Annotated in this window: 19 protein-coding genes; 12 read left to right on the top strand and 7 right to left on the bottom strand. The window is 73.8% G+C overall.

What is annotated here, in order from left to right; genetic code table 11:
- Positions 1-72: 72 nt before the first annotated feature.
- On the bottom strand, positions 73-4,056 hold the full coding sequence (gene hrpA, locus FHR78_RS07290) for an ATP-dependent RNA helicase HrpA (RefSeq protein WP_166759879.1): 3,984 nt from the start codon (positions 4,054-4,056) through the stop codon (positions 73-75).
- 287 nt (positions 4,057-4,343) lie between these two features.
- On the opposite strand from hrpA, the gene FHR78_RS07285 reads away from it, so the two are divergent.
- The 6 genes from FHR78_RS07285 (at position 4,344) to FHR78_RS07260 (ending at position 11,624) form a co-directional block, all read left to right on the top strand.
- A complete protein-coding gene (locus FHR78_RS07285; RefSeq protein WP_166759878.1) occupies positions 4,344-4,814 on the top strand; it encodes a hypothetical protein in 471 nt (156 codons plus the stop codon).
- A 274-nt stretch (positions 4,815-5,088) separates the two neighbouring features.
- On the top strand, positions 5,089-5,292 hold the full coding sequence (locus tag FHR78_RS07280) for an ArsR/SmtB family transcription factor (protein WP_166759877.1): 204 nt from the start codon (positions 5,089-5,091) through the stop codon (positions 5,290-5,292).
- A 764-nt stretch (positions 5,293-6,056) separates the two neighbouring features.
- Positions 6,057-7,721 carry a long-chain-fatty-acid--CoA ligase gene (locus tag FHR78_RS07275; RefSeq protein WP_166759876.1) on the top strand — a complete coding sequence of 555 codons (1,665 nt, stop codon included), beginning with the start codon at positions 6,057-6,059 and terminating at the stop codon, positions 7,719-7,721.
- Positions 7,722-7,768: 47 nt separating this feature from the next.
- Positions 7,769-9,412 (top strand): MmgE/PrpD family protein, encoded by a 1,644-nt coding sequence (locus FHR78_RS07270; protein WP_432207144.1) that lies wholly within the window; start codon positions 7,769-7,771, stop codon positions 9,410-9,412.
- Positions 9,412-10,311, top strand: a complete 900-nt coding sequence (prpB, locus tag FHR78_RS07265; RefSeq protein ID WP_166759875.1) for a methylisocitrate lyase — start codon at positions 9,412-9,414, stop codon at positions 10,309-10,311. The genes FHR78_RS07270 and prpB overlap by 1 nt, the downstream gene beginning before the upstream one ends.
- 131 nt (positions 10,312-10,442) lie before the next feature.
- Positions 10,443-11,624 carry a bifunctional 2-methylcitrate synthase/citrate synthase gene (locus FHR78_RS07260; protein WP_166759874.1) on the top strand — a complete coding sequence of 394 codons (1,182 nt, stop codon included), beginning with the start codon at positions 10,443-10,445 and terminating at the stop codon, positions 11,622-11,624.
- A gap of 87 nt (positions 11,625-11,711) precedes the next feature.
- On the opposite strand, the gene FHR78_RS07255 is transcribed toward FHR78_RS07260, so the two are convergent.
- Positions 11,712-12,743, bottom strand: a complete 1,032-nt coding sequence (locus tag FHR78_RS07255) for a hypothetical protein (RefSeq protein WP_166759873.1) — start codon at positions 12,741-12,743, stop codon at positions 11,712-11,714.
- A gap of 138 nt (positions 12,744-12,881) precedes the next feature.
- On the opposite strand from FHR78_RS07255, the gene FHR78_RS07250 reads away from it, so the two are divergent.
- Complete coding sequence (locus FHR78_RS07250) at positions 12,882-14,882, top strand: thioredoxin domain-containing protein (protein ID WP_166759872.1); 2,001 nt, start codon at positions 12,882-12,884, stop codon at positions 14,880-14,882.
- 40 nt (positions 14,883-14,922) lie between these two features.
- Here the strand turns inward: FHR78_RS07250 and FHR78_RS07245 are convergent, their stop codons facing one another.
- Together FHR78_RS07245 and FHR78_RS07240 are read right to left on the bottom strand one after the other, a co-directional pair.
- Positions 14,923-15,798: a sulfurtransferase gene (locus FHR78_RS07245; RefSeq protein ID WP_166759871.1), complete on the bottom strand. Its 876-nt coding sequence runs from the start codon at positions 15,796-15,798 to the stop codon at positions 14,923-14,925.
- A 26-nt stretch (positions 15,799-15,824) separates the two neighbouring features.
- Positions 15,825-16,961: an acyltransferase family protein gene (locus tag FHR78_RS07240; RefSeq protein WP_166759870.1), complete on the bottom strand. Its 1,137-nt coding sequence runs from the start codon at positions 16,959-16,961 to the stop codon at positions 15,825-15,827.
- Between the two features lie 99 nt (positions 16,962-17,060).
- Between FHR78_RS07240 and FHR78_RS07235 the strand changes: the two genes are divergently transcribed.
- Entirely contained in the window at positions 17,061-18,512 is a 1,452-nt protein-coding gene (locus FHR78_RS07235) for a right-handed parallel beta-helix repeat-containing protein (protein ID WP_166759869.1), read from the top strand.
- A gap of 43 nt (positions 18,513-18,555) precedes the next feature.
- Here FHR78_RS07235 and FHR78_RS07230 read toward each other — a convergent pair whose 3' ends face one another.
- The 3 genes from FHR78_RS07230 to FHR78_RS07220 all read right to left on the bottom strand — a co-directional run bounded on the left by FHR78_RS07230 (position 18,556) and on the right by FHR78_RS07220 (position 22,313).
- Positions 18,556-19,074, bottom strand: coding sequence for a CoA-binding protein (locus FHR78_RS07230; protein ID WP_432207150.1), 519 nt, complete (start codon positions 19,072-19,074; stop codon positions 18,556-18,558).
- Between the two features lie 118 nt (positions 19,075-19,192).
- Positions 19,193-20,485, bottom strand: a complete 1,293-nt coding sequence (locus tag FHR78_RS07225) for an O-acetylhomoserine aminocarboxypropyltransferase/cysteine synthase family protein (protein WP_166759867.1) — start codon at positions 20,483-20,485, stop codon at positions 19,193-19,195.
- Between the two features lie 94 nt (positions 20,486-20,579).
- Entirely contained in the window at positions 20,580-22,313 is a 1,734-nt protein-coding gene (locus FHR78_RS07220) for a dolichyl-phosphate-mannose--protein mannosyltransferase (RefSeq protein WP_166759866.1), read from the bottom strand.
- A 57-nt stretch (positions 22,314-22,370) separates the two neighbouring features.
- Between FHR78_RS07220 and rsmI the strand changes: the two genes are divergently transcribed.
- From rsmI to rsmA, 4 genes are all read left to right on the top strand, one after another.
- The gene (gene rsmI, locus FHR78_RS07215; protein ID WP_166759865.1) at positions 22,371-23,201 is read left to right on the top strand and encodes a 16S rRNA (cytidine(1402)-2'-O)-methyltransferase; all 831 of its coding nucleotides are present in this window, start codon (positions 22,371-22,373) and stop codon (positions 23,199-23,201) included.
- Positions 23,202-23,273: 72 nt separating this feature from the next.
- The gene (gene metG / locus FHR78_RS07210) at positions 23,274-24,842 is read left to right on the top strand and encodes a methionine--tRNA ligase (RefSeq protein ID WP_166759864.1); all 1,569 of its coding nucleotides are present in this window, start codon (positions 23,274-23,276) and stop codon (positions 24,840-24,842) included.
- On the top strand, positions 24,839-25,795 hold the full coding sequence (locus FHR78_RS07205; RefSeq protein WP_166759863.1) for a TatD family hydrolase: 957 nt from the start codon (positions 24,839-24,841) through the stop codon (positions 25,793-25,795). Before metG ends, FHR78_RS07205 begins: the two co-directional genes overlap by 4 nt.
- Positions 25,795-26,634, top strand: coding sequence for a 16S rRNA (adenine(1518)-N(6)/adenine(1519)-N(6))-dimethyltransferase RsmA (gene rsmA / locus FHR78_RS07200; protein WP_166759862.1), 840 nt, complete (start codon positions 25,795-25,797; stop codon positions 26,632-26,634). Before FHR78_RS07205 ends, rsmA begins: the two co-directional genes overlap by 1 nt.
- Positions 26,635-26,638 lie beyond the last annotated feature (4 nt).

The following is a 26,638-nucleotide window of genomic DNA, read 5'->3' as shown; positions in this document are numbered from 1 at the left end:
CGGGCGGCGCCGAGCCGCCCGCTCGGCCGAGCCGCCGGCCGGGCCGAGGCGCCGGCCAGGCCGAGCCTGCGGCTAGGCCGACGCGAGCACCTTGACGATCCGCTGAAGCGACACGCTCTCGCTGGGCCTCAGGTCCTGGGCGAAGAGGCTGAGGCGGAACTCCTCGAGCATCCACCGGGCGCGCACCAGCGCAGGAGGCGCCCCCTCCGCAGGCGGGAACGCCCCGCCCGCCGCCTCGTACTTCTCGGTCGCCTGCTGCACCTCGGTCAGCCAGGCGCGGTCCCGCGACGGCGCCTCGAGCAGCTTCGCCGTGCGGCGCGTGATGCCGACGAGGTACACGGGCACGCGCTGCAGCTGCTGCAGGCCCGTGGCCGACACGAAGCCCGGGTAGATGAGCCGGTCGCGCTGCTGCCGCATGTCGGTGAGCGCCGTGAGCAGCGCCATGGCCGTGGCCGACTTCATCGCCTTGTCCGCGTCGCGGGCGGCCGTCAGCGTGCGGGCGACGAGCGACACCGTCTGGAACATCTGGTCCATCACGGCGCCCGACACCCGGTCGCGGACCGTGAGGAACTCCTTCTTCGTGTACAGCTGCCCGTCGGCCTTCACCCGGTGCAGCACGTCGTCGACGACGGCCACGAGGCAGTCGGCGAAGAGGGCCGCGGTGTTCTGGTACGGGCTCGTCGCGAGGATCAGCTTCTCGGGCGCCGTCAGGTGCTGCTGCACGTAGGCGACCGGGCTCGGCACCGCCAGCATGAGCAGGCGGCGCACGCCCTTGGGGGTCTCACGCGCCTGGTCGGCCGGCGTCGCCATGAGGCGGATCGCCACGGAGGCGCCCTCGTCGACCAGCGCCGGGTACGCCCGGATCACGGTGTCGCCGTGCCGCGTGTCGACGACGGTCGGCAGCTCGTCGAAGTCCCACGAGGTGAGGCCGCTGCGCTCGATGGCGTTCGCGGGGGCGGCGACCCCGGCGTCGGGGCGGGCGCCCTCGGGACCGCCGCGTCGTCGCCGGTCGCGACCCGCGCCTCCTGCGCCCTGGCCCTGGGTGACGCGCGCCACGCTCTCGCGCATGTCGTCGCTGAGCCGGTGCTGCAGCTCGTCGAGCGACTTTCCGGCGCCCACCGTGCGGCCGCGCTCGTCGACCACGGCGTACGTGACGCGCAGGTGCGCCGGCACCCGCTCGAGGTCGAAGTCGGCGGGCTCGACCGGCGTGTACGTGAGCTTCTTGATGACGGAGGCGAGGGTCGCGGTGAACGACTCGGCCACGTCGACCGGCGGCTCGGCCGGCAGCTCGGCGGTGATCTTCGATGCCCAGTCGGCGGCCGGCACCACGTTCTTGCGGATCTGCTTCGGCAGCGACTTGATGAGCGAGGTGACCAGCTCGTCGCGGAGGCCCGGCACCTGCCAGTCGAAGCCGGCCGGACGGAGGCGCGCCAGCAGCGGCAGGGGCACGACCACCGTGACGCCGTCGTCGTCGGCTCCCGGCTCGAACTTGTAGCGCAGGGTCAGCGTCTGGTCGCCCTGCCGCCACGTGCTCGGGAACCCCGCCTCGTCGACGTCGGGCTCGTCGTCGCCGAGCAGGTCGGCGGCCGTCATCGTGAGCAGGTCCGGCGTCTCTTGCTTCGCCTTGCGCCACCAGCCCTCGAAGTCGCGGGTGCTCGTGACGTCGGCCGGCACGCGGCGCTGGAAGAACTCGAAGGCGGCGTCGCCGTCGACGAGGATGTCGCGGCGGCGCGTCCGCTCCTCGACCTCGGTGAGTTCGCGCACGAGCTGTCGGTTGGCCGCCTCGAACGACTGGCGGCTCTCCCAGTCGCCCTCGACGAGCGCGTGGCGGATGAACAGCTCGCGGGCGTAGCCGGGGTCGATGCGCGAGAACTGGATGCGCCGGCGCGGCACGATCGGCACGCCGTACAGCGTGACCCGCTCGTAGGCGACGACGGAGCCCTGCTTCTTCTCCCAGTGCGGCTCGCCGTAGCTGCGTTTGACGAGGTCGGGCGCGAGCGGTTCGGCCCAGGCCGGGTCGATGGCGCCGTTGACGCGGGCGAACAGCCGGCTGGTCTCGACGAGCTCGGCGCTCATGATCGCGGCGGGCTGCTTCTTGGCGAGCGAGCTGCCCGGGAACACGAGGAACCGCGTCTGACGGGCCCCGACGTAGTCCTTCTTCTGCGGGTCGAACAGGCCGATCTGGCTGAGCAGGCCGGCGAGCAGGCTGCGGTGCACGCCGTCGGGGTTCGTGCTGCGCTCGCCGACGTGCAGGCCGAGGGGCTTCGCCGCCCGCAGCAGCTGGCGGTAGACGTCCTGCCACTCGCGCACGCGCAGGTAGTTGAGGTACTCGTCGCGGCAGAGCCGCTTGAAGGCGTTGCCGGTGAGGTCGGCCTTCGCGTCCTCGAGGTGGTTCCAGAGGTTGAGCAGGGTCATGAAGTCGCCCTGCGGGTCCTTGAAGCGGGCGTGCGCCTCGTCGGCCTGCGCACGCCGCTCGAGGGGACGCTCGCGAGGGTCCTGGATGCTCAGCGCCGCGACGATGGCGAGCACCTCGCGCGTCGTGCCGTGCACCTTCGACTCGACGGCCATGCGGGCGAGGCGCGGGTCGATGGGCAGGCGCGTCAGCTGCTTGCCCACGCGCGTGATCTGGCCGCCCTGGGTCACGGCGCCGAGCTCGCGCAGCAGGTCGAGGCCGTCCTTGATGCCGCGGCTGTCGGGCGGCTGCAGGAACGGGAACGCCGCGATGTCGCCGAGGCCCAGCGAGATCATCTGCAGGATGACCGCCGCGAGGTTCGTGCGGAGGATCTCGGGCTCGGTGAAGTCGGGTCGCTTCTCGAAGTCGGCCTCGCTGTAGAGGCGGATCGCGATGCCGTCGCTCGTGCGGCCCGACCGGCCCGAGCGCTGGTTCGCGCTCGCCTGCGAGATGGCCTCGATCGGCAGGCGCTGCACCTTGGCCCGCGTCGAGTAGCGGCTGATGCGCGCGGTGCCGGCGTCGATCACGTACTTGATGCCCGGCACGGTGAGGCTGGTCTCGGCGACGTTCGTCGCGAGGACGATGCGGCGCCTGGTGCCGGCGGTGGTGCTGGGCTGGAACACCCGGTGCTGGTCGGCGGCGCTCAGCCGGCCGTAGAGCGGCAGCACCTCGGTCTGGGGCAGGTTCCTCGCCCGGATGGCGTCCTCGGCGTCGCGGATCTCGTTCTCGCCGCTGAGGAACACGAGCACGTCGCCCGAGCTCTCGCGGGCCAGCTCGTCGAGGGCCTCGTTGATGCCCTGGAGGTAGTCCTTGTCGTCGGCGCGCTGCCTCGGGTCGCCGGCCCGCGCCTCCTTCGCCCTGCGGGCCGCGTCGCCGCGGCGGCCGGGCTCGCCCCGTCGGCGGCCGTCGTCGCGTCGGGCCTCGTCGCGTCGGGCGGCGGGACGCGACGGTGCCGGGGCGTCGTCGAGCTCGTCGAGGTCGTCGACGTCGCGGTCGTCGTCGCCCGTGGTGTCGTCGGCGACGAGCGGCCGGTACCGGATCTCGACCGGGTAGGTGCGCCCCGAGACCTCGACGATGGGGGCGCCGTCGAAGTGCTGCGAGAACGACTCGGGGTCGATGGTCGCGCTCGTGATGACGAGCTTGAGGTCGGGGCGCCGCGGCAGCAGCTGCTTGAGGTAGCCGAGGAGGAAGTCGATGGTGAGGCTGCGCTCGTGAGCCTCGTCGATGATGATCGTGTCGTACCGCTTGAGGTCGCGGTCGAAGTGGATCTCGTTGAGCAGGATGCCGTCGGTCATCAGCTTGATCTGCGTGTCGGCGCCCACCTTGTCGGTGAATCGCACCTGGTAGCCGACGAGGCCGCCGACCTCCTCGCCGAGTTCCTCGGCGATGCGCTCGCTGATGGTGCGCGCGGCGATGCGGCGCGGCTGCGTGTGCCCGATGCTCGTGCGGCCGAGCTCGAGGCAGATCTTCGGCAGCTGCGTGGTCTTGCCCGAGCCGGTCGACCCCGCGACGATGACGACCTGGTGGTCGCGGATCGCGGCGGCGATGTCGTCGCGTCTCTGGCTGACCGGCAGCTCGGGGGGATACGTGATGGTGGGCGACATGAGCCCTCCATCGTAAGCCGCGCGGGCTGGGGGGCGCGCGCCCCCGTGGTCCCTCCCCGTCGAGGCCGGGGTCGCGGGTCGTCCCCAGGGACGGTCGACAGGAGGAGGCGCGGGCCGGCGGGGCAGGCAGCCTCGGTCGCATGACGCCCACGAACCGCCTCCTCGCCTCCCCGTCCGCCCCTGTCGCCCCTGTCGCCCCTGTCGCCCCCGTCGTTCCTGTCGGTTCTCTCAGGCCTGTCTCTCCCGGCGGCACCGGCGGCCCCGGGTCGGCCTCGCCCCTCGAGGTGATGACCGACCCCGTGTGCGTCTGCCTGCTCGACGTGCTCGAGCGGGGCGCGTGCTCCGAGTCGCAGCTGCGGGCGGAGGCGGCGCGACGGCTCGGGCCGACGGCGGGCGGACCGGACCACGTCGCCCGCTGTGTCGGCGTGCTCGTCGCCGCGGGCTTCGCCGACGCGAGCGAACCGCCGCCGGGGTCGGGCCCGCACGCCGAGACCGTGCTGACGATCGCGGGGAGGCGCTCGTGCGAGCTGCTCGACGCGCTCGCCGAGGCCGTCGCCGAGGTGCGCGCGGCCGGCGACGTGCAGCAGGAGCAGGACCTCGTCGACGCCCTCGAGACCGCCTGGGCCGCCCGCGACGGGCGTCGGGCGGGGCTGCGGGGGGTCGAGGAGTTCCGCGGCTCGGGCGCGGGACGGCGACACGCGCGGCGCGTGGCGGAGGGGACGCTCGGCCAGCCGGGGTCGCCCTTCGCGGCGAGGTGAGGCCGGGCGTGCTCGGCGTCGGTGCGCTGCCGCGTCCGGGGACTTGCTCCTGGGGTGGCATGGCGGTCGGGCTGTTCCGTCACGGGCCGGACGGGGGGACGTCCGGCTGCACCGCGCCTCCTTCACGGAGGCGTCTCGCCGGAGCGACCACGACGGGGTCCGACGCGGCGCGGCTCCCGGGGGCAGCGTGAGTGCGCACCACGACGACGGAGGCGGGGAGTCCGACGTGCCGAGACGTGCGCGCTCCCGTCGCCGCTCTGCAGGTGCGCGGGCGATGCACCCGTTCGAGGTCCTCGGCGACGTCACCCGCCGGGACCTCGTGGAGGTGCTGACGATCGGGCGCCAGACGTCCGGCGACCTGGCGAGCGTCCTCCACGAGCGACGGGCTGTCGGGTGGTCGAGCGTCTCCCAGCACCTCGGCGTCCTGCTCGAGTCGGGTTTCGTCGTCGTCGACCAGGACGGGCCCCGGCGCTGGTAACACCTGCGTGACGACTGGCTCGATCTCGTCGGCGCCGGGCTGGACGAGCTCCGGAGCGCCTGGGAGGCGGGGGCGCCGTCGCGAGGACTGGGCGTCGGTCCGGCCGTGATGGCTCGGCGCATCCGGGACGGGGACGTCGTCCTGCGGGAGGAGGGCGACCCCGTCCCGCCGCGCCGTGACGCTCGGCGGGGGCGCAACGGCCGTGACCTGAGCGCTCGCGGCGTGGGCCGGAGCCACTGGAGCGACGATGCGGACGGCAGCGGCGACATGGACTGAGCCGGCCCGTGCCCCCGGGGGTGGAGTGCTCCCTGCTGGGGCTGTTCCGTCACGAGACGGATCAGCCGTGGAGCCGTCCCCCTTCGGGGCTGTCGATCCGTCCCGTACCGGAACGGAGGTGGCGGGTCTGCCTGGGCGGAGAGCGATCCGTCTCGTGACGGATCAGCCCGAGTGGGAACCCCTTCCCCGGGGCTCATCCGTGTCGTGACGGATCAGCCCGAGCGGGAACCCCTTCCTCAGGGCTGATCCGTTTCGTGACGGATCAGCCCCAGCGGGAATCTCGCCCCTCTCAGCTGGCATCCGCCCCTCAGCTGGCATCCGCCGTCGGGGCTCCGCCCTCGGCGTCGCCCCGGGGCGCTGCTCGAGGACGTCCGCACCTCCTCACCGCTCCACCTGATCGCCGGCCGATCGGCTGCGCCCCCGCCCTCCCGGCACGGCGACGTATGATCCGACCAGGATCACTCGTCAACGGAGACGGAGCAGCCGACATGACCACGAACGCACCCGACGGCCAGGCCTCGAGCCCGGCCCCCGCCCCTGCACCGGGCCCGGCCGCGGCCCGCCTGCCCGGCCACGCGACGGCCTCGGTCGCCGCGATCCTCAGCGAGGCGGCCGCCCGGTACCCGGACGACGTGGCCGTCGTCGTCGGCCCGCAGCGCACCACCTACCGCGAGCTCTGGCAGCAGTCCCTCGCCTATGCCGGCGCCCTGCGCGCCCGGGGCGTGGGGGAGGGCGACCGCGTCGCGATGCTCGTGCCCAACGTCGCCGACTTCGCCCGCGTCTACTACGCCACGCTCGCCCTCGGAGCCGTGGTCGTGCCCGTCCACGCGCTGCTCAAGCGCCACGAGATCGAGTACGTGCTGGGCGACAGCGGGGCGTCGCTGCTCGTCTGCGCCGCACCGCTCCTGCCCGAGGGCGCGGCCGGGGCGCAGCTCGCGGGGGTCGACGTCGTGACCGTGCTCGCGCCTCCTGCGACCGACGCCGGCACGGCGGTCGCGCCGGCCGCCCCCGACCGGCTCGAGGCCCTCGCGGCCGAGGCCGAGCCGCTCGGCACCTACGTGCCGCGGCACCCGTTCGACACGGCGACGATCCTCTACACGAGCGGCACGACGGGGCAGCCCAAGGGGGCCGAGGGCTCGCACTTCGCGCTGCTGCAGCAGGTCGACACGAACCTGATGAGCACCTTCGACATGCGCCGCGGCGACGTGCTGCTCGGGGCGCTGCCCCTGTTCCACACCTTCGGGCAGACCTGCACGATGAACACGGGGTTCCGCGCGGGCGCGACGATCGTCATGCTGCCGAGGTTCGACGGCGACGCGGCCCTCGCGGCGATGGTCGAGCACGGCTGCGAGGTGTTCATGGGCGTGCCGACGATGTACATGGCGCTGCTCGACGCCGCGACGCGCTCGGACGCCCGGCCGCCGCTGCGGTACGCGATCTCGGGCGGCGCCTCCTTGCCCCTCGCCGTGCTGAGCCGCTTCGAGCAGGTCTTCGGCGCGCCGGTGCACGAGGGCTACGGCCTCACCGAGACGTCCCCGGTCGCGACCTTCAACCACGTCGGCCGGCCGCCCCGACCCGGCACCATCGGCACGCCGGTCTGGGGCGTCGACGTCGAGGTCGCCGACTCGTCGGTCACCGACCGCGTCGTGCTGCTGCCGCACGGCGAGATCGGCGAGATCGTGATCCGCGGGCACAACCTCATGAACGGCTACCTCGACCGCCCCGACGACACGGCGGCGGCGATCGTCGACGGCTGGTTCCGCTCCGGCGACCTCGGCACGAAGGACGACGACGGCTACCTCACGGTCGTCGACCGGACCAAGGACATGATCATCCGCAACGGCTACAACGTGTACCCGCGTCAGGTCGAGGAGGTGCTCGCCCAGCACCCCGACGTCGCCATGGCGGCCGTCTTCGGCGTGCCGCACGAGACGCACGGACAGGAGATCGAGGCGGCCGTCGTGCTGCGCGCCGGCGCGACCGTCGCGCCGGACGACCTGGTCGCCTTCGTCGCCGACGAGATCGCGGCGTACAAGTTCCCCCGCGTCGTCCACGTCGTCGACGCCTTGCCGCTCGGCCCGAGCGGCAAGGTGCTGAAGCGCGACCTCGTCGCGCGCTTCGGGGCGCAGGAGGCGGCGGCCGCGTCGTCCTGACCGCCTGCGCCCCCGGGCGCCCGGCCCCGACGCCTAGGCTGGGCGACGTGATGCTCAACGACGTGCACGTCCACCGTTCCGACGACCCGCTCGCGCGGCGCGACGAGCTGGCCCACCGGCTGGCCGCGGTCGCGGTCGACCCCGTCGCGGTCGACGACGACGTGGCCGAGATGATCGTCAACCGCGTCATCGACAACGCCGCCGTCGCCGCCGCCAGCCTCGGACGGGCGCCCGTGGCCGCCGCCCGGGCCCAGGCGGCCGCCCGGCTGCAGCACCGCGCCCGGCACGCCGGTGCCGGTCACGACGACAGCGCCGCCGACACCGCCGACCGCCCCGCCGCCAGCCTGCGCGCGGCGGGCCCCGCGGGCGTCGCCAGCTCGGACGCGCGCAGCCCGCGGGCCGGGGCGACCGTGTTCGGCCTCGACCCCGAGCTGCGCGCCCAGCCCGAGTGGGCCGCCTGGGCGAACGGGGTCGCGGTGCGCGAGCTCGACTTCCACGACACGTTCCTCGCGGCCGAGTACTCGCACCCGGGCGACAACGTGCCGCCCGTGCTGGCCGTCGCGCAGCACGTCGGCGCCGACGGCGAGCAGCTCGTGCGCGGCATCGCCGCCGGCTACGAGCTGCAGATCGACCTCGCGCGGGCGATCAGCCTGCACGCGCACAAGATCGACCACGTGGCGCACCTCGGCCCGAGCGCCGCGGGCGGCATCGCCGCGCTGCTCGGCCTCGACGTCGAGACCACCGCGCAGGCGATCGCCCAGGCGCTGCACACCACCACCGCGACGCGGCAGTCGCGCAAGGGCCTCATCTCGACCTGGAAGGCCTACGCCCCCGCCTTCGCGGGCAAGCAGGCGGTCGAGGCGATCGACCGGGCGATGCGCGGCCAGACGAGCCCGAGCCCGATCTGGGAGGGCGAGGACGGCGTGATCGCGCGCCTCCTCGACGGTCCCGACGCCCGCTACGCCGTCCCGCTGCCGGGGCCCGGCGAAGCCAAGCGGGCGATCCTCGACAGCTACACGAAGGAGCACTCGGCCGAGTACCAGGCCCAGGCCTGGATCGACCTCGCCCGCCGTCTCGGGCGCGAGCGGCCCGAGCTGCGCGACCCCGCCGCCGTCCGCCGCATCGTGCTGCACACGAGCCACCACACGCACGTGGTGATCGGCTCGGGCGCCGGCGACCCGCAGAAGTACGACCCGACCGCCAGCCGCGAGACCCTCGACCACTCCATCCCCTACATCGTCGCCGTGGCCCTGCAGGACGGCGAGTGGCACCACGAGCGCAGCTACGCGCCCGAGCGCGCGCAGCGTCCCGACACCGTCGAGCTCTGGAGGCGCATCTCGACCGCCGAGGACGCCGACTGGACCCGCCGCTACCACTCCGCCGACCCTGCCGAGAAGGCGTTCGGCGGGCGCATCGAGGTCGAGTTCGCCGACGGCTCGCGGCTCGTCGACGAGATCGCCGTCGCCGACGCGCACCCCCTCGGCGCGCGGCCCTTCGCCCGGGAGGACTACGTGCGCAAGTTCCGCACCCTCGCCGACGGCGTGCTCGCACCGGAGGAGGTCGAGCGGTTCCTGGGGCTGGCCACGCGCCTCCGGACCCTCGAGCCCCACGAGCTGGCCGGGCTGACGGTCACCCCGCCGCCGGGCGCCCTCGACCGGGCCGACGCCGCCTCGCCCGGCGGGCTGTTCTGATGCTGTACTCGACGCTCACCCCGGCCCGCAAGCGTCGGCTGTTCCGCGAGGCGCTCGCGGGCGACGCGCTCGTGCGGATGCCGGGCGCGTTCAACCCGCTCAGCGCCCGCCTGATCGAGCGGAAGGGCTTCGACGGCGTCTACGTCTCGGGCGCCGTCGTGGCCGCCGACCTCGGGCTGCCCGACATCGGCCTGACGACGCTCACCGAGGTCGCGACCCGGGCCGGGCAGATCGCGCGGATGACCGACCTGCCCACCCTCGTCGACGCCGACACGGGCTTCGGCGAGCCGATGAACGTCGCCCGCACCGTCCAGACGATGGAGGACGCCGGGCTCGCGGGCCTCCACGTCGAGGACCAGGTCAACCCCAAGCGCTGCGGCCACCTCGACGGCAAGCAGGTCGTCGACCTCGACACCGCCGTCAAGCGGGTGCGCGCCGCCGTCGAGGGACGCCGCGACCCGGACTTCGTCGTCGTGGCCCGCACCGACGTGCGCGCCGTCGACGGCCTCGACGTCGCCGTCGACCGGGCGCGGGCGCTCGTCGACGCCGGCGCCGACGCGGTGTTCCCCGAGGCGCTGACCGGCCTGACCGAGTTCGAGGCCGTCGCCTCGGCCGTCGGCGTGCCGGTCCTGGCGAACATGACCGAGTTCGGCAAGGGCGAGCTGCACACCGTCGAGCAGCTGCAGGGCGCCGGGGTGCGCATGGTCATCTGGCCGGTGACGCTGCTGCGGCTCGCGATGGGCGAGGCCGGGCGGGGGCTCGACGAGATCGCCGCGACCGGGACCCAGGCGCGCCTCCTCGACCGGATGCAGCACCGCGCCGACCTCTACGACCTCGTCGACTACGAGGGCTACTCTGCGTTCGACGGCGGGGTGTTCGACTTCACCGTCGAGCGCTGAGCCGGGGCGGGCACGGCACGCCGCGACCGCACCATCCGCACGACGGCACGACCTGCACCACCCCGCACCACCGCACCACCCGCCGGCACCACCCGCCGGCACGCATCGCCTCACCTCACGAAGGAGTGACCATGAGCGACACCCTCACCGCACCTCCCGCGCCCGAGCTGCACAAGGGCCTGGCCGGCGTCGTCGTCGACCGCACGGCCGTGTCGTCGGTCGACGCGGCCAGCAACTCGCTGCTCTACCGCGGCTACCCGGTGCAGCAGCTCGCGGCCACCCGCGACGTCGAGGACGTCGCCCACCTGCTGCTGCACGGCGAGCTGCCGACGCCCGAGCAGCGCACGGCCTTCGACGCCGAGCTGCGGGCGGCGCGACCGCTCGCGCCGGGGCTGCGGCACCTCGTCGACCTCGTCCCGACGTCGGCGCACCCGATGGACGTGGTCCGCACCGCGATCAGCGCCCTGGGGGCGGCCGACCCCGAGCGGAGCAGCGCGCCGGGCGTGCACGACCCCGCCGAGACCCGGCGCCTGGCCACCCGCCTGTTCGCGGCCCTGCCGGCCGTGATCGCCTACGACCAGCGACGGAGGCGCGACCTGCCTGCCGTCCCGCCTCGCGACGACCTCGGCTACAGCGCCGACTTCCTGCACCAGGTGTCCGGGCGCGAGGCCGACGACCTCGACGTGGCCGCGTTCGACACGTCGATGGTGCTCTACGCCGAGCACTCGTTCAACGCGTCGACCTTCACCGCGCGGGTGGTCGCGTCGACGCTGAGCGACCTGCACTCGTCGATCGTCGCCGCCGTGGGGGCACTGAAGGGGCCGCTGCACGGCGGGGCGAACGAGGCGGCGCTCGACCTGCTGGTGCGGGTCGCCGACGAGGGCGGCGCCGAGGGCGCGGCCGCCTGGCTCGACGGAGCGTTCGCGCGTCACGAGAAGATCATGGGCTTCGGGCACCGCGTCTACAAGAACGGCGACAGCCGGGTGCCGACCATGGAGGAGGCGCTGGCCGGCCTCGTCGACCGGGCCCGCGCCTCCGGGGACGACCGCGTCGACCGGCTCGCCGCCGTCTACGACGCCCTCGCCGCCGGGGTGCTCGAGCGCAAGGGGCTCAAGCCGAACGTCGACTGGCCGTCGGGCTTCGCGTACCACCTGATGGGCTTCGACACGGCGGTGTTCACGCCGCTGTTCGTCGCGTCGCGGGTGCTCGGCTGGAGCGCCCACGTCATCGAGCAGCGCGAGGCCAACTCGCTCATCCGCCCGCTGTCGCACTACGACGGACCCGCGCTGCGCGACGTGCCGCCGCGCGCGTAGCCCGCGCCGCGCGAACCTCCGGGTGGACGGAGCACTGCCGACTCGGTGCTTCGTCCACCCGGCCGCGTCAGGGCCTGCCCGGAGGTGTCACGGAGTGACGTCGATGTGGTTCGACTCCGTCAAGGCGGCTCCGGATGTCGGGTCGAACGACGTCACGGCTGCCTGGCCGTCGATCGTGCGGTCCGTGACCAGGGTGAACGAGCCGTCGGCAGCGGCGAGGACGAGCCCCGATTCCGGATCGAACCAGCCCTGGCCGGGGTCGTTGGTGGTCTTCAGACGACTTCCCGGCTGGGCCCACCCGCGGACGGTGATGCCGTCTCGCCCTCGCGTCGCCGAGTACAGATGTGCTGCAGGGCGGCCCACCGTGCCCCGCGTGAGGTGCACCCCGCCCTGACCGGTGTCGGTCACGGTCGTGCGGCCCGAGCCGACGCAGCCGCCGTACTCGCGCTCGTAGGAGGTCGTGCCCGTCAGCTCGCCCGCACGCGGTGCGCCGTAGGCGACGTCGTAGAACAGCTGGTCGTCGCAGCTCGACCCCGCGTAGTACTCGGCGAAGCCCTGCCCGTGCGCGGTGAGGCTCCCCGAGCCGCTGGGCAGCGTCCACGTGCCGATGTGCTCCGCGGCGCCGGTCACGGTGTCGACGGCGTGGCCGGACCAGGTGTCGAGACCGTCAGCCGTGACGACCATGTCGTACGTGTGCCCGTAGACAGCGTCGAACTCGACGCCGCAGCTGACGCCCGGACCCCCGTCGGCACCGTCGTGGCAGTTCGGGTGGGCGGTGACCGTCCCCGGGATGAACGAGGAGAACACGCCGCGGATCCGTGCGTGCCCGTTCGCGTCGGGTCGGGGCTGCAGACCCGTGTAGCCGACTTTGGTCGCGTGGGTGAATCCGAACTGCTGGGCGAAGTACGTCCCGGAGAGCCGGGCGGTCTCGGGAGCCACCGTCAGCGGGAACGTCAGGGACGTCACCCCGGCAGCGGTGCCTCCGGGCACCGACCAGCTCACGAGTACGTTGCCGCCCCATTCTGCTGCCGTGGCGGGCGCGGCACGGGCTGAGGACGCCGCGCCGAGCAGGCAGGCCGTGAGCGCGGAGATGGTCATGATGGTCGTCATGCGTTTCATGCCGGGAACGGTAGCACCGACATGCGACATTTTGGTATTCGTAGCCGGGGTCAGGCGGAACGGGGCAGGTGGGAGGGCCAGGGGCGGGCGGGCCGAGGCGGGGCGGCACGGGACCCCGTCCGCGCCTAGCGTGGGCGGATGAGCAACCGACTCGCCGACGCCGTCAGCCCGTACCTCCGCTCGCACGCCGACAACCCCGTCGACTGGTGGCCCTGGGGAGCCGAGGCATTCGCGGAGGCGGCCCGCCGTGACGTGCCCGTGCTGGTCTCGATCGGCTACTCGACCTGCCACTGGTGCCACGTCATGGCGCGCGAGAGCTTCAGCGACCCCGACCTGGCGGCCCACCTCAACGACCGCTTCGTCGCGGTCAAGGTCGACCGCGAGGAGCACCCCGACGTCGACTCGAGCTACCTCGCCGCCGCGTCGGCCTTCATCCCGCAGCTCGGCTGGCCGCTGACCGTGTTCACGACGCCCGCGGGCCAGGCGTTCTTCGCGGGCACCTACTTCCCGCCGCAGCCCGTGCAGGACCACCCCGCGTTCCGGCAGGTGCTCGACGCGGTGACCGAGGCGTGGACGACCCGCCGCGGCGAGGTGGACCAGACCGCCCGGGGGGTCGCGGCGGCGCTGGCCGCCCAGCCCGCGCCTCCTGGGTCCGACTCGGTCGACCTGCCGTCGGGCGCGGCGCTGGCGCACGCGGCCGCGCGGGTCGCCGCCGCCGAGGACGTCGAGCACGGCGGCTTCGGCGGCGCCCCGAAGTTCCCCGTCGCGCCGGCCCAGCTCGCGCTGCTCGGCCTCGGAGCCGGGGGAGACCGCGCCGCCCTCGCGCTCGCGTCGCGCACCCTGCGGCGCATGGCGGCGTCGCCGCTGCGCGACCCGGTCGAGGGCGGGTTCTTCCGGTACTCGACGCGGCGCGACTGGGGCGACCCGCACTACGAGCGGATGCTCTACGACAACGCCCAGCTGCTCACCGCGTACTCGCGACTCGCCCTGCTCGAGCCGGACGAGCCCGCTCCCGACGGGTCGGGCACGAGCCGAGGAGGCGCGGGCCCCGTCGCCGGGTCCGCCCCGTCGGCGCTCGAGGTCGCGTCGGGCATCGCGGGGTTCCTGCTCGCGCGGCTGCGCACCCCGCGCGGGGCCTTCGGCTCGGCCCAGGACTCCGAGAGCACCCTCGACGGCCGTCGCGTCGAGGGCGGCTGGTACGCCCTCGACGCCGAGGAGCGCGCCCGGCACGAGGCACCACCCGTCGACGACAAGGTGCTGACGGGCTGGAACGGGCTCGCGATCGCGGCGCTCGCCGAGGCAGGCTCGCGGCACGACCGCCCCGAGTGGGTGGCGGCCGCACGGTCGGCCGCGGACCTGCTGCTCGACGAGCACGTGACCGCCGAGGGCCGGCTGCTGCGCGCCTCCTCGTCGACCGGTGCCTCACGGGCCGTGGCCACCCTGGAGGACCACGGCATGTTCGCGGAGGGGCTGCTGCAGCTCGCCCTCGCGAGCGGCCTGCCCCGGTACGCGGTCGCGGCGCGGACCCTGCTCGAGGCGTGCGCCACGGAGGACGCGGCCGCTCCGTTCGCGGCCCCCGGCGGGCCGGACCCCGTGCTGCGGGCCCAGGGCACCGCGCTCGCCGCCGACCCGTCGGAGGGCGCGTACCCGTCCGGGCTCGCCGCCACGGCGACCGCGGCGCTGACCCTGCACCGGGTCACCGGCGACGCCCGATGGCGGCGGGCCGCCGAGCGGGCCGTCGCCCCGTCGGCGGCGGCCGCCCTCGACTCGCCGGTCGCCTACGGCACGACGTTCGGCCTGCTCGCCGAGCTGGCGGCGGCGTCGACGCAGCTGGTCGTCGTCGAGCCGACGGGCCAGTCCCGGGCCGGAGGTGCCGACCCGGCAGCCGCCCCCGACGGGGTCGTCGACCTCGCGTTCCGTGCCCGGCGCACGCTCGGCCCCGGTGTGCTCGTCGCCGTCGTGGACGAGGGCTCCGCCGCCGCGTTCGCGCAGGCGGGCTTCGAGCTGTTCGAGGGGCGGAGGGCGGTGCAGGGCAACGCGACCGCGTACCTGTGCCGCGACTTCGTCTGCCGCCTGCCCGTCACGGGGATCGCCGAGCTCGACCACGACCTGGCCGAGGCCGCAGGGCTGCACGGGTAGGCCGCGCCGCCGCCGCCGCCGGGGCCGCTGCCCGCCCGTCTCAGGCCGCGGCGGTCTCGAGGGGCGCGTCGTCGTCGCCCGTCCACTCGTCGAGCGAGCCGTCGTAGACCGCGACGTCGTCGTGCCCCACGAGCACCAGCGCGAGGGCGTCGGCGCTCGCCGCGATGCCCTGGCCGCAGTAGACGACGACCTTCTCGGCGTCGAGCACCGGGGCGAACGCCGCCTCGAGGTGCCGGGGCTCCGCGAGGTGCCGGTCGGCGTCGACGAGCTCGGTCGCCGGCACGTTGCTGCTGCCGGGGATGTGCCCCCGACGGGGACGTTCGCCGGCAAGGCCCCGGAACTCGTCGCGCGGCGAGGCGCAGACGAGCGCCGCGTGCTCGTCGCCGCGCACCACGGCCTCGACGTAGCTCTTGTCGGCCCACGCACCCGGTCGCTCGTGGGCGACGAAGACCGCGGGCTCGGGCTGCACGGCCCCCACGTCGACGGGGCGACCCTCGGCCGCCCAGGCCGAGAAGCCGCCGTCGAGCACGGCCGCGTCGTCGTGGCCGGCGGCCCGCAGCAGCCACCAGAGCCGCGCCGCCCACGGCCCGTCGGTCGAGTCGTAGGCGACAACGGTCGTGTCGCCCGTGATGCCCAGCGCGCCCGCGGCCGCCGCGAAGCGATCGATGTCGGGCCGCGTGAAGGGCAGGGCGGCGCGGTCGTCGCTGAGGTCGTGGATGAGATCGCCGAAGACGGCGCCGGGCACGTGGCCCTGCTCGAGGTAGTCGGCGTGACCCGACGTGTACCGCCCGGTGGCGGTGCCGTCACGGCCGGCCACCGCCAGCACCGACACGTCGACCACGACCATGTCGTCGGCGCCGAGATGGTCGGCGACCCACTGGCTCGAGACGAGCGGCGAGGTGATGACGGGGGGCATGCGGGCCACGGTAGCGGCCGCCGCCGTCATCGACCCCGGAGGCGTTCACGCGGCGTCACGGGGCCCGGCTCGGCGACCACCTGTCGCAGCCCCAGGTGCTTGCGTCTCAGGAACCTCTTCTCGACCAGGTGCCACGACGCCGCCCCGAGCCCGAGGCTCGCCCCGAGCACGGCGAGCAGCGCGAGCCCCGACCCCGCGAAGCCCCACCACAGCGCGAGGTCGATGACGACCGAGTGCCACAGGTACGTGCCGAAGCTCCAGTCGCCGAGGCGGTCCGTCACCCGCCCCACGACCGGCGGCGTCCGCACGCCGGCCCAGAGCACGAGGTAGCCGGCCGGCAGCGCGCAGAGCACGGGCTTGACCGTGAGCTGCAGCGACGCCAGCAGGCCCGTGTCGGGGCCGAAGTCCTGGTGGGCGCGCAGGGCGACGTGCGCCGCGAGGGCGAGCAGGGCGAGCCACCACCGCAGCGGCACGAGCGCGCCGACGCGCGCCAGCACCATGCCGGTGGTGAAGTAGGCGGCCCGCTCGAGGAACAGGTGGTGGAACACCTCGTGCACGAGCGGACCGCCCGTGCTCGAGACGACGGCGCCGACGACGCTGACGACGGCCATGCCGGCGATCATGCGCCAGAAGCCGAACCGCGCGGCGACGAGCACGAGCACGGGCACGACCGCGTAGAAGCTCAGCTCGGCGGGCACCGTGTAGAGCGGGCCGTTCACGGATCCCGTCCCGACGTGCGCCCAGGCCGGCGGGTCGTAGTTGGGCACCAGCACGGCGGCGGAGCCGAGCCACAGGACCAGCTCGGGCGAGACGAGTGCGGCCCAGGAGACGGCGCCGGTGACCGCGAGCAGCACGGGCACCACGAGCGCGAACGTCCAGATCGCCGGCGCGACGCGCAGGAGGCGGTTGCGGGCGTACTGCCGGAACGACCCCGTCCGCGTCCAGGCCGACTGGGCCGAGGCGTAGACGAACATCCCGGTCAGGGTGAAGAACACCATGATCGGCTCGGCGAACTCGACGGCGCCCCCGAGCAGGTCGACGCCGAGCGCGGAGCTGCCGTGCAGCAGCACGACCGCCGTGGCGGCGACCCAGCGCAGCGCGTCGAAGCCCGGCCCGCGGGGCAGTCGGAGCAGCGGGCCTGCCGGCGGTGCGTCTCGTGTCATGTGCTGAATATGGCATGCATGCATGCACATGTCCACATGCACGCACTCCACATGTGCTGTGCTTTGGTCACCGGGCACACATGCCCTATGATCGACCACATGCAGCTGACTCCGTCCGCCCACGAGCACGACCGGCCCGGCGAGGCGACGTCCGGCCCGAGCCGTCGTGGGTTCCTCGGCGGCTTGCTGGCCGCCGGCGCGGGAGCCGTGGCGGCGGCCGCCGCCGACGGCGCCCACGCCGCCCCCGCCCGGGCCGCCGGCGCCTCCACGGGTCGACGCCCCGCCCGCACGTTCTACGTGCACCCCTCCGGCTCGGACGACGCCGACGGGGCGTCGACGTCGAGCGCCTGGCGGTCGCTGGCACGGCTCAACCGGGCCTTCGCCGAGCGCGAGGTCGCCCACGGCGACACCGTGCTCCTGGCGCGGGGCCGCGTGCACGCCGGCGTGCTCCGTCCGGTCGAGCCGCCCGCCGGCGACGACCGCCTCCTCACGATCGGCTCGTACGGCTCCGGCTCGGCGCCGCGCGTCTCGGCCTTCAAGACGCCGACCGCGGCGGGCTGGCGAGAGACGGCCCCGGGCTCGGGCCGGTGGCAGGTCGACCTCGCGGCCGCGGGGGCCGGCACCGACTGGCTCGGCGACGCCTCCTCGTCGACGGCGAACGTCGGCTTCCTCAAGGTGAACGACGAGATCCGCGCCTACCGCCGCGACTCCGTCGGCGACCTGCGCGGCCAGTGGGAGTTCGCCTCGCCGGTGGGCTCCACGGTGCTCACCGTCCGCAGCGACGCCCGGCCCGACACGCTCGCGAACGTGCAGGCGGCCGTCGACGACCCGCTGGTCGTCGGCGCCTCGCAGCTCGTGCTGCGGGGGCTGCACCTCGTCGGCACGGGCTCGAACGGGTACAGCGACGACGTCGGCGTGCACGACGTGCTCATCGAGCACTGCACGGTGAGCCACGTCGGGGGCTCCGAGCTGCCGGGTGCCGGCCGCTACGGCAACGGCGTGCAGGTCTGGCAGGCCGGGCAGCGCGTGACCGTGCGCCGCTGCGTCATCACCGACTGCTGGGACACCGCCACCACCGTGCAGGGCTGGGACGGCCCGTGGGCCGACATCGTGTTCGAGCAGAACGTCGTGCTGCGCTGCACGCAGGCCTTCGAGCTGTGGACGCGCGGAGGCGCGGGCACGGCCGGGGTCGTCAGCTGCCGCTTCGTCGACAACGTCTGCCACGACGTCGGCCTGGGGTGGGGCGCGCGGCCGCAGCAGGTCGGCCGGGGCAGCCACGTCCTCTTCTACGCGCTCGAGACGCCGATCGCGCTCGAGGTGTCGGGCAACGTCTTCGGGGCGAGCCGCGACGCCGTGTACTACGTCGGGTCGGGCTCGGGCTCGACGACGACGCTGCCCGCCGGGCTCTCGGCGCACGACAACGTCGTGGTGCAGCGACGGGGCCGCCCTATCGTCTGGGGCGGTTCGTGGACGGTCGACCGGTCCGAGACCTTCAGTACCGGGCCGGGCCGCGAGATCGACTCGTCGTTCGTGGTGGGCGACCCTCGCTGAGCCGAAGACCCCAGCTGAGCCGAAGACCCCCGCTGAGCTGCGCTCAGCGCCCCGAGCGGCGGGACGAGATCACTCCCGTGTCGAAGCCCATCAGGTTGAGCCCGCCGTTGAAGCGGGCGTGCTCGACCTTGATGCAGCGGTCCATGACGACGGTGAGGCCCGCTGCCTCGGCCTGGCGCGCGGCGTCCTCGTTCCAGATGCCGAGCTGCACCCAGATGGTGCGGGCGCCGCTGGCGAGCACCTCGTCGACGACCGAGGGGATGTCGCTCGCCTTGCGGAACACGTCGACGATGTCGGGCACCTCGGGCAGGGACGCCAGGTCGGGGTAGGCCTTCTCGCCGAGGACGACGTCGGCTCGTGGGTTCACGAAGTAGACGCGCAGGTCGCTCGACTGCTGCAGGTAGGTGCCGACGAAGTAGGAGGAGCGGGTCGAGTTGGGCGAGGCGCCCACGATCGCGACGCTCTTCGCCGCGCGGAGGATGGCCTGTCGGGCCCGGGCGTCCGGGCCGACCCAGGTGCGCTGCGACCGCAGCAGCTTCGCGAGTGGCGAGCTGGAGGGCAGCTCGCAGGTGCGGCCGTTCGCCAGCTGCGTCGTGACCGTGCCCGCGTCCGCCCCTGCCGTGCCCGTGCTCGTCCCTGCCGCGCCCGTCTCGGTGCCGGTCTCGGTGCTCGTGCTCACGTCACGCCTCCTTCGTCGCGGCGCGCAGCGCCTGGTCGAGGTCGTCGATGATGTCGGCGGCGTCCTCGATGCCGACGCTGATGCGGACAGACCCGGGCAGCACGCCCGCGTCGACGAGCTGCTGCTCGCTGAGCTGCGCGTGCGTCGTCGACCCGGGGTGGATGACGAGCGTCTTCGCGTCGCCGATGTTGGCGAGGTGGCTGGCGAGCTCGACCGACTCGATGAAGGTCTTGCCCGCCGCCCGCCCGCCGGCCAGCTCGAACGTGAAGACCGACCCCGGCCCCTCGGGCAGGTACTTCAGCGCCCGCTCGTGGTGCGGGTGCTCGGGCAGCCCGGCCCACCGCACGCGCTCGATGCGCGGGTCGGCGTCGAGCCACTCGGCGACCTCGCGGGCGTTCTCGACGTGGGCGCGCATGCGGAACGGCAGGGTCTCGACGCCCTGGGCCAGCAAGAACGCGGAGTGCGGGGCCAGCGACGGCCCGATGTCGCGCAGCTGCTCGGCCCGCAGCCGGGTGAGGAACGCGTACTCGCCGAAGTTGCCCGACCAGTTGAGCCCGCCGTAGCTCGGCACGGGCTGGTCGAACAGCGGGAACCGCTCGCTGTCCCAGCCGAAGCGCCCCGACTCGACGACGACGCCGCCGAGCGTGGTGCCGTGCCCGCCGAGGAACTTCGTCGCCGAGTGGATCACGACGTCGGCGCCCCACTCGATGGGCCGGTTGAGGTACGGGGTGGCGATGGTGGAGTCGACGATGAGCGGGATGCCGGCCGCGTGCGCGACCTCGGCCAGCCCCTCGAGGTCGGCGATCTCGCCCGACGGGTTCGCCACGGTCTCGACGAAGAGCAGCTTGGTGGCCGGCGTGATCGCGGCGGCGTAGTCGGCGGGCTCGCTCGACTGGACGAAGGTGGTCTCGACGCCGAAGCGGCGCAGCGTGACGTCGAGCTGCGTCACCGACCCGCCGTACAGCGCGGCGCTCGCGACGATGTGGTCGCCGGCCCCGGCGAGCGACGCGAAGGTGATGAACTGCGCGCTCAGCCCGCTCGACGTCGCGACGGCGCCGAGGCCGCCCTCGAGGCTGGCGACGCGCTCCTCGAAGGAGGCGGTGGTCGGGTTCGCGAGCCGGCTGTAGATGTTGCCGTACTTCTGCAGCGCGAAGCGGGCCGCGGCGTCCTCGGTGTCGTCGAAGACGAAGGCGCTCGACTGGTAGATGGGGAGCGCGCGCGCCCCCGTCGCCGAGTCGGGGACGTTGCCCGCGTGGATGGCCCGCGTGCGGAAGCCGTAGTCACGATCTGCCATGCGGCCACGCTAGCCGCTGGGCGTCACGCGGAGCCCCGGGGCGTAACGCGGCTACACAGAACGAGCGGCGGCGGCCGACGGGGGAGGAGCGGCGTCACTTCCAGCTGGGGATCCAGTAGTGCAGGCGGATGAACTCCCAGTCCTCGAGCCGGCCGGTCCACAGCGGCCAGAAGAAGACCGTCACGGCGACGGCGACGACCACGACGATGGCCGTCACGAGGATGCCGCTGAGCCTCCGGTCGGGGTGGTCCGTGCGGCGTCCGAGCACGATGCCGAGCACCATCGCCAGCCCGAGCAGCAGGTAGGGCTCGAAGGCGATCGTGTAGAACTGGAACACCGTCCGGCCCGAGAACGCCAGCCACGGCAGGTAGCCCGCGGCGATGCCGACGAGCACGGCTCCCGACTGCCACTCACGCCGCCGGACGAGGCGGTACAGCAGGTACAGGCAGGCCGCGACGGCGGCGTACCAGATGAACGGGTTCGCGATCGAGGTGATCGCCATGCCGCAGCGGGCGACCTCGCAGCCGCCCTGACCCTGGTCGAGCCCCTGGTAGTACATGCTCGTCGGCCGCAGCATGAGCAGCCAGCCGAACGGGTTCGCCGCGTACGAGTGGGGCGTGTGCAGCCCGACGTTGAAGGCGTAGACGCCGGCCTCGTAGTGCCACCAGTTCTGGACCGTGTCGGGGACCCAGGCGAGGGCGCCCGACCAGCGCTCGCCTCCTTCGCCCACCCAGTCGCGGTAGTAGCCGCCGCGGGTGACGAACCAGCCCGTCCAGCTCGCGACGTAGGCGGCCGCCGCGATCGGCACCGTGAGCACGAAGCTGACGGGCGCCTGGCGGAACAGCGTGCCCGACAGCCAGAACTCGACGCCGGCGCGGCGCCTCGCCAGCACGTCGACCACGACCGTGTAGACGGCGAACACGGCGAGGAAGTACAGGCCGTTCCACTTGACCCCCGTCGCGAGGCCGCAGAGCAGGCCGGCGGCGACCAGCCAGGGACGGCCCCAGAGCGACGGCCCCCAGGCGATGTCGCGCCCCGCGGCCCGCCTCTTCACCAGCCATGCCTCGAGCGCCCGTCCGCTCTGACGTCGGTCGAGCAGCACGGCGCCGAAGGCCATCAGCCCGAAGAGCATCACGAAGACGTCGAGCAGCGCGACCCGCGACATCACGATCGCGTGGCCGTCGATCGCCATGAAGAAGCCGGCCAGCGTGCCGACGAGCGTGGACCGCGCCAGGTAGGTGCCGATGACCGCGACGAGCGCCACGGCGAGGATGCCGGCGACGGCCGTGCTGATGCGCCAGCCGGCGGGGTCGTCCGGCCCGAGCGCCCACATGCCGAGGCCGATCAGCCACTTGCCGAGGGGCGGGTGGGCCACGAAGGAGGGGGCGGCCAGGTAGCCGTCCGCGCCCCCGGCCGCGAAGGCGGCGTCGTAGTCGCCCGGCCACGAGCCCTCGTAGCCGAGGTTCCAGAGGCTCCAGGCGTCCTTGACGTAGTAGGTCTCGTCGAAGATCAGGGTGCCGGGGCGCCCCAGGTCCCAGAGGCGCAGCGCGGCGGCGAGCAGCGTGACGAGCAGCGGTCCGCCCCAGGCCCAGGCGCGGCGCCGGGCCGGGGTGGACAGCAGCCGGCCCCACCAGGCGTCGACGCGCAGCAGGGGGCGAGGGGCGCGGGGCGGCCCGGGTCGCTCGGCGGGCTCGGGGGCCGCGTGGGCGGGCTCGGCGGGGGAGTCGGGGGCGACGGAAGTCGCGTCGTCGTCGGGGCCGCCAGCGTCGACGGAGGTCGCGTCGGCGGCGACCAGGACGTCGAACTCACGATCGCCCTGGCTGGTCATCCGGCCATCGTATTCGGCCCGTCCTCCGCGGCCGCACGGCCGGGGGAGAATGGCCGGATGATCGTCCTCGCCGCGACCCCCATCGGAAACCTCGGCGACGCCTCCCGCCGGCTGGTCGAGGCGCTGTCGAACGCCGAGGTCGTCGCGGCGGAGGACACCCGCACCGCCGTCCACCTCATGCGCGCCCTCGGCGTCGAGAACCGGCCGCGCCTCATCGCCCTGCACGAGCACAACGAGCGCGAGAAGGCGGCCGAGCTCGTCGAGCTGGCCCGCGGCGCCGACCTGCTCGTCCTCACCGACGCCGGCATGCCCGCCATCAGCGACCCCGGGTTCCCGCTCGTCGAGGCGGCGGCCGCGGCGGGCGTCACCGTCACGGCCATCCCCGGGCCGAGCGCCGTCCTCACGGCGCTCGCCGTGTCGGGGCTCCCCACCGACCGCTTCAGCTTCGAGGGGTTCCTGCCGCGCAAGCAGGGCGACCGCCTGCGGGTGCTCGGCGCCCTCGTCGACGAGCGCCGCACGATGGTGTTCTTCGAGTCGCCGCACCGCCTCGCCGAGTCGCTCGGCGACGTGGCCACGGCCCTCGGCGCCGACCGCCGCGTCGTCGTCTGCCGCGAGCTGACCAAGCTGCACGAGGAGGTGCGGCGAGGCTCCGCCGCCGAGCTCGCGTCGTGGGCGGCCGAGGGCGTGCGCGGCGAGATCTGCGTCGTCGTCGAGGGCGCCCCCGAGCGCGAGTTCGACCTCGCCACGGGCCTGGCGCAGGTGCAGGCCCTCGTCGCCGACGGCGCCCGCCTCAAGGAGGCCTCGACCGACGTGGCCGCCGCCACGGGCCTCTCCCGCCGCGACCTCTACCAGGCGGCCCTCGCGGCCAAGGCGCCCCGCCCCTCCTGAGCCCGCACGGGCCGGTGCCGAGGAGGCGCGGGCCGCGTCGCGGCGTCGGTGCCCGCACCTAAGATGGTCACCATGCCCGCCGGCGACTCCTTCTTCATCGCAACGCCCATCTTCTACGTCAACGACGTGCCGCACATCGGCCACGCCTACACCGAGGTCGCAGCCGACGTGCTCGCCCGCTGGCACCGCCAGCGCGGCGACGACACCTGGCTGCTCACGGGCACCGACGAGCACGGCCAGAAGATCCTGCGCACCGCGACCAGCCACGACGTCACGCCCCAGGCGTGGGCCGACAAGCTCGTCACCGAGTCCTGGAAGCCGCTGCTCGAGACCGTCGACATCAGCAACGACGACTTCATCCGCACCACCGACGAGCGCCACGAGAAGGGCGTGCAGCGGTTCCTGCAGAAGCTCCACGACGACGGCTACATCTACCAGGGCGAGTTCGAGGGCTACTACTGCGTCGGCTGCGAAGAGTACAAGCAGCCGAGTGACCTCGTCGACGGCACCGGCGCCTTCGAGGGCGAGCAGGTCTGCGCGATCCACTCGAAGCCCGTCGAGCTGCTGAAGGAGAGCAACTACTTCTTCCGCATGAGCGACTTCGAGCAGCGCCTGCTCGACCTGTACGAGTCGCAGCCCGACTTCATCCAGCCCGAGAACGTGCGCAACGAGATCGTGCAGTTCGTCAAGCAGGGCCTGCGCGACCTCTCCATCTCGCGGCAGACCTTCGACTGGGGCGTCAAGGTCCCGTGGGACGAGGCGCACGTCGTCTACGTCTGGTTCGACGCCCTGCTCAACTACGTCACGGCCATCGGCTACGGCGTCGACGACGAGCAGTTCGACCGCCGCTGGCCCGCGGTCCAGCTCGTCGGCAAGGACATCGCGCGGTTCCACGCCGTCATCTGGCCCGCCATGCTGATGGCCGCGGGCCTGCCCGTGCCGAAGGCGGTCTTCGGCCACGGCTGGCTGCTCGTCGGCGGCGAGAAGATGTCGAAGTCGAAGCTGACCGGCATCGCGCCCCAGCAGATCACCGACGTCTTCGGCGCCGACGCGTTCCGCTACTACTTCATGCGCGCGATCACGTTCGGCCAGGACGGCAACTTCTCGTGGGAGGACATCTCGGCCCGCTACCAGGCCGAGCTCGCCAACGGCTTCGGCAACCTGGCCTCTCGGGTCGTCGCCATGATCACGCGCTACTTCGACGGCACGGTCCCCGTCGCCGGCGAGCTGACCGACGCCGACCTGGCCGTGCGCGAGACCGAGCTGCGCGTCACCGCCGAGGCCGACGCCGCGATGGACCGCTTCGCGATCAACGAGGCGCTCTCGTCCATCTGGCAGCTGGTCGACGTGCTCAACGGCTACATCACCGAGCAGGAGCCCTGGGCCCTCGCCAAGCACGACGACGAGCGCGAGCGCCTCGCCACGGTGCTCGCGACGGCCCTGCGCGGCCTCGGCACGCTGACCGTGCTGCTGGCCCCCTTCATGCCGACGGCGACCCGCACGCTCTGGGAGTCGATCGGCCAGGGCGAGCTCACGAGCCAGCCCGTCGACCGGGCCGCCGAGTGGTCGAGCGCCCCGAGCGTCGTGCCCCTCGCCGCGGGCCTGTTCCCGCGCATCGAGCAGCCCGAGCCGGCCGCGTGAGCGACGCCCGGGGCGTCCCCGACGGCGAGGTCCCCACGCACGTCCGTCACCGCTCCTCCACCGAGTCGGGCGGGCAGACCCGCGACCTGAGCTACCCGCCGAGCCCGCAGGCCCTCGTCGTGCCCGTGTACGACAACCACACGCACCTCGAGATCGCCGACGGCGACGGCACCGAGCAGCACCCGGCCCTCGACTACCGCGAGCACCTCGACCGTGCCTCGAGCGTCGGGGTCCGCGGCGTGGTCCAGGTCGGCACCGACCTCGAGACGTCGCGCTGGTCGGCCAACATCGCGGCCCGTGAGCCGCGGGTGCTCGCCGCCGTCGCCATCCACCCGAACGAGGCCCCGCTGCTCGCCGCCCGCGGCGAGCTGCACGACGCGCTCGACGAGATCGACGAGCTGGCCGCGCGGCCGCGCGTGCGCGCCGTCGGCGAGACCGGCCTCGACTTCTTCCGCACCGGCGCCGAGGGCCGCGACGCGCAGCTCGAGTCGTTCGCCCGGCACGTCGAGATCGCCAAGAAGCACGATCTCGCCCTGCAGATCCACGACCGTGACGCCCACGACGACGTCGTCGACCTGCTGCTCGAGCTCGGCGCGCCCGCGCGCACCGTGTTCCACTGCTTCAGCGGCGGGCCCGAGCTGGCGAGCATCCTGGCCGAGAACGGCTGGTACGCCTCGTTCGCCGGCACCGTCACGTTCAAGAACGCGCAGCCGCTGCGCGACGCCCTCGTGCAGCTGCCCCGCCACCTCGTGATGGTCGAGACCGACGCGCCGTACCTGACGCCCACGCCGTTCCGCGGCCGGCCCAACGCGCCGTACCTCATCCCGCACACGCTCCGCTCGATGGCCGCGACGATCGGCACCGACGTGTCGATGCTTGCGGCGCAGATCTCGTCGAACACCGAGCTGGTCTACGGCTCGTGGACCGACGAGCCCGTGACGGTCGAGGGCTGATGTCGCGCTCGACCCTGCTCGGCCCGGCCGAGATCCGCGACCTGGCCGACCTGCTCGGCATCCAGCCGACCAAGAAGCTCGGCCAGAACTTCGTGCACGACGCGAACACGGTCCGGCGCATCGTCGCGGCCTCCGGGGTCTCGGCGGGCACCTCCGTCGTCGAGATCGGGCCCGGCCTCGGCTCGCTGACGCTCGGGCTGCTCGAGGCGGGCGCCCACGTGGTCGCGGTCGAGATCGACAAGCGGCTCGCCGCGCAGCTGCCGACGACCGTCTCGCTGCTGCAGCCCGCCGCCGACCTGTCCGTGGTCGTCGACGACGCCATGCGCGTCGTCGAGCTCCCGTCGCGCCCCACGCACCTCGTCGCGAACCTGCCGTACAACATCAGCGTGCCGGTGCTGCTGCACTTCCTCGAGCACTTCCCGACCCTCGAGCGCGGGCTCGTCATGGTGCAGGCCGAGGTCGGCCTCCGCCTCGCGGCCGAGCCGGGCTCGAAGATCTACGGCGCCCCGAGCATCAAGGCGGCCTGGTACGGCGAGTTCTCGACCGCGGGCCAGGTCAGCCGCCAGGTCTTCTGGCCCGTGCCGAACGTCGACAGCATCCTCGTCGCCTTCGACCGCAGGGAGGCGCGGGGCAGCGAAGACGAGCGGCTCGCCGTCTTCGAGCTGGTCGACGCCGCGTTCCAGCAGCGACGCAAGATGCTGCGGCAGTCGCTCTCGGGCGTCTACGGCTCGTCGGCCGCCGCCTCCGAGGCCCTCGTCGCCGCCGGGCTCGCGCCGACCGAGCGGGGCGAGCAGCTCACCGTCGACGACTTCCTCGCCCTGGCCCGCGTCGCCTCCTGAGGGG

The organism is Frigoribacterium faeni, from assembly GCF_011761235.1.
Taxonomy (GTDB): domain Bacteria; phylum Actinomycetota; class Actinomycetes; order Actinomycetales; family Microbacteriaceae; genus Frigoribacterium; species Frigoribacterium faeni_A.
The sequence above is the reverse complement of the archived record's forward strand: the minus strand, read 5'-3'. Positions and strand labels throughout refer to the sequence as shown.

What these genes read in the sequence shown, in the direction of transcription:
- hrpA (WP_166759879.1), bottom strand. Translation starts at nt 4,056, where the DNA reads ATGTCGCCCACCATCACGTATCCCCCCGAGCTGCCGGTCAGCCAGAGA.
- FHR78_RS07285 (WP_166759878.1), top strand. Translation starts at nt 4,344, where the DNA reads ATGACCGACCCCGTGTGCGTCTGCCTGCTCGACGTGCTCGAGCGGGGC.
- FHR78_RS07280 (WP_166759877.1), top strand. Translation starts at nt 5,089, where the DNA reads ATGCACCCGTTCGAGGTCCTCGGCGACGTCACCCGCCGGGACCTCGTG.
- FHR78_RS07275 (WP_166759876.1), top strand. Translation starts at nt 6,057, where the DNA reads ATGACCACGAACGCACCCGACGGCCAGGCCTCGAGCCCGGCCCCCGCC.
- prpB (WP_166759875.1), top strand. Translation starts at nt 9,412, where the DNA reads ATGCTGTACTCGACGCTCACCCCGGCCCGCAAGCGTCGGCTGTTCCGC.
- FHR78_RS07260 (WP_166759874.1), top strand. Translation starts at nt 10,443, where the DNA reads ATGAGCGACACCCTCACCGCACCTCCCGCGCCCGAGCTGCACAAGGGC.
- FHR78_RS07255 (WP_166759873.1), bottom strand. Translation starts at nt 12,743, where the DNA reads ATGAAACGCATGACGACCATCATGACCATCTCCGCGCTCACGGCCTGC.
- FHR78_RS07250 (WP_166759872.1), top strand. Translation starts at nt 12,882, where the DNA reads ATGAGCAACCGACTCGCCGACGCCGTCAGCCCGTACCTCCGCTCGCAC.
- FHR78_RS07245 (WP_166759871.1), bottom strand. Translation starts at nt 15,798, where the DNA reads ATGCCCCCCGTCATCACCTCGCCGCTCGTCTCGAGCCAGTGGGTCGCC.
- FHR78_RS07240 (WP_166759870.1), bottom strand. Translation starts at nt 16,961, where the DNA reads ATGACACGAGACGCACCGCCGGCAGGCCCGCTGCTCCGACTGCCCCGC.
- FHR78_RS07235 (WP_166759869.1), top strand. Translation starts at nt 17,061, where the DNA reads ATGCAGCTGACTCCGTCCGCCCACGAGCACGACCGGCCCGGCGAGGCG.
- FHR78_RS07225 (WP_166759867.1), bottom strand. Translation starts at nt 20,485, where the DNA reads ATGGCAGATCGTGACTACGGCTTCCGCACGCGGGCCATCCACGCGGGC.
- FHR78_RS07220 (WP_166759866.1), bottom strand. Translation starts at nt 22,313, where the DNA reads ATGACCAGCCAGGGCGATCGTGAGTTCGACGTCCTGGTCGCCGCCGAC.
- rsmI (WP_166759865.1), top strand. Translation starts at nt 22,371, where the DNA reads ATGATCGTCCTCGCCGCGACCCCCATCGGAAACCTCGGCGACGCCTCC.
- metG (WP_166759864.1), top strand. Translation starts at nt 23,274, where the DNA reads ATGCCCGCCGGCGACTCCTTCTTCATCGCAACGCCCATCTTCTACGTC.
- rsmA (WP_166759862.1), top strand. Translation starts at nt 25,795, where the DNA reads ATGTCGCGCTCGACCCTGCTCGGCCCGGCCGAGATCCGCGACCTGGCC.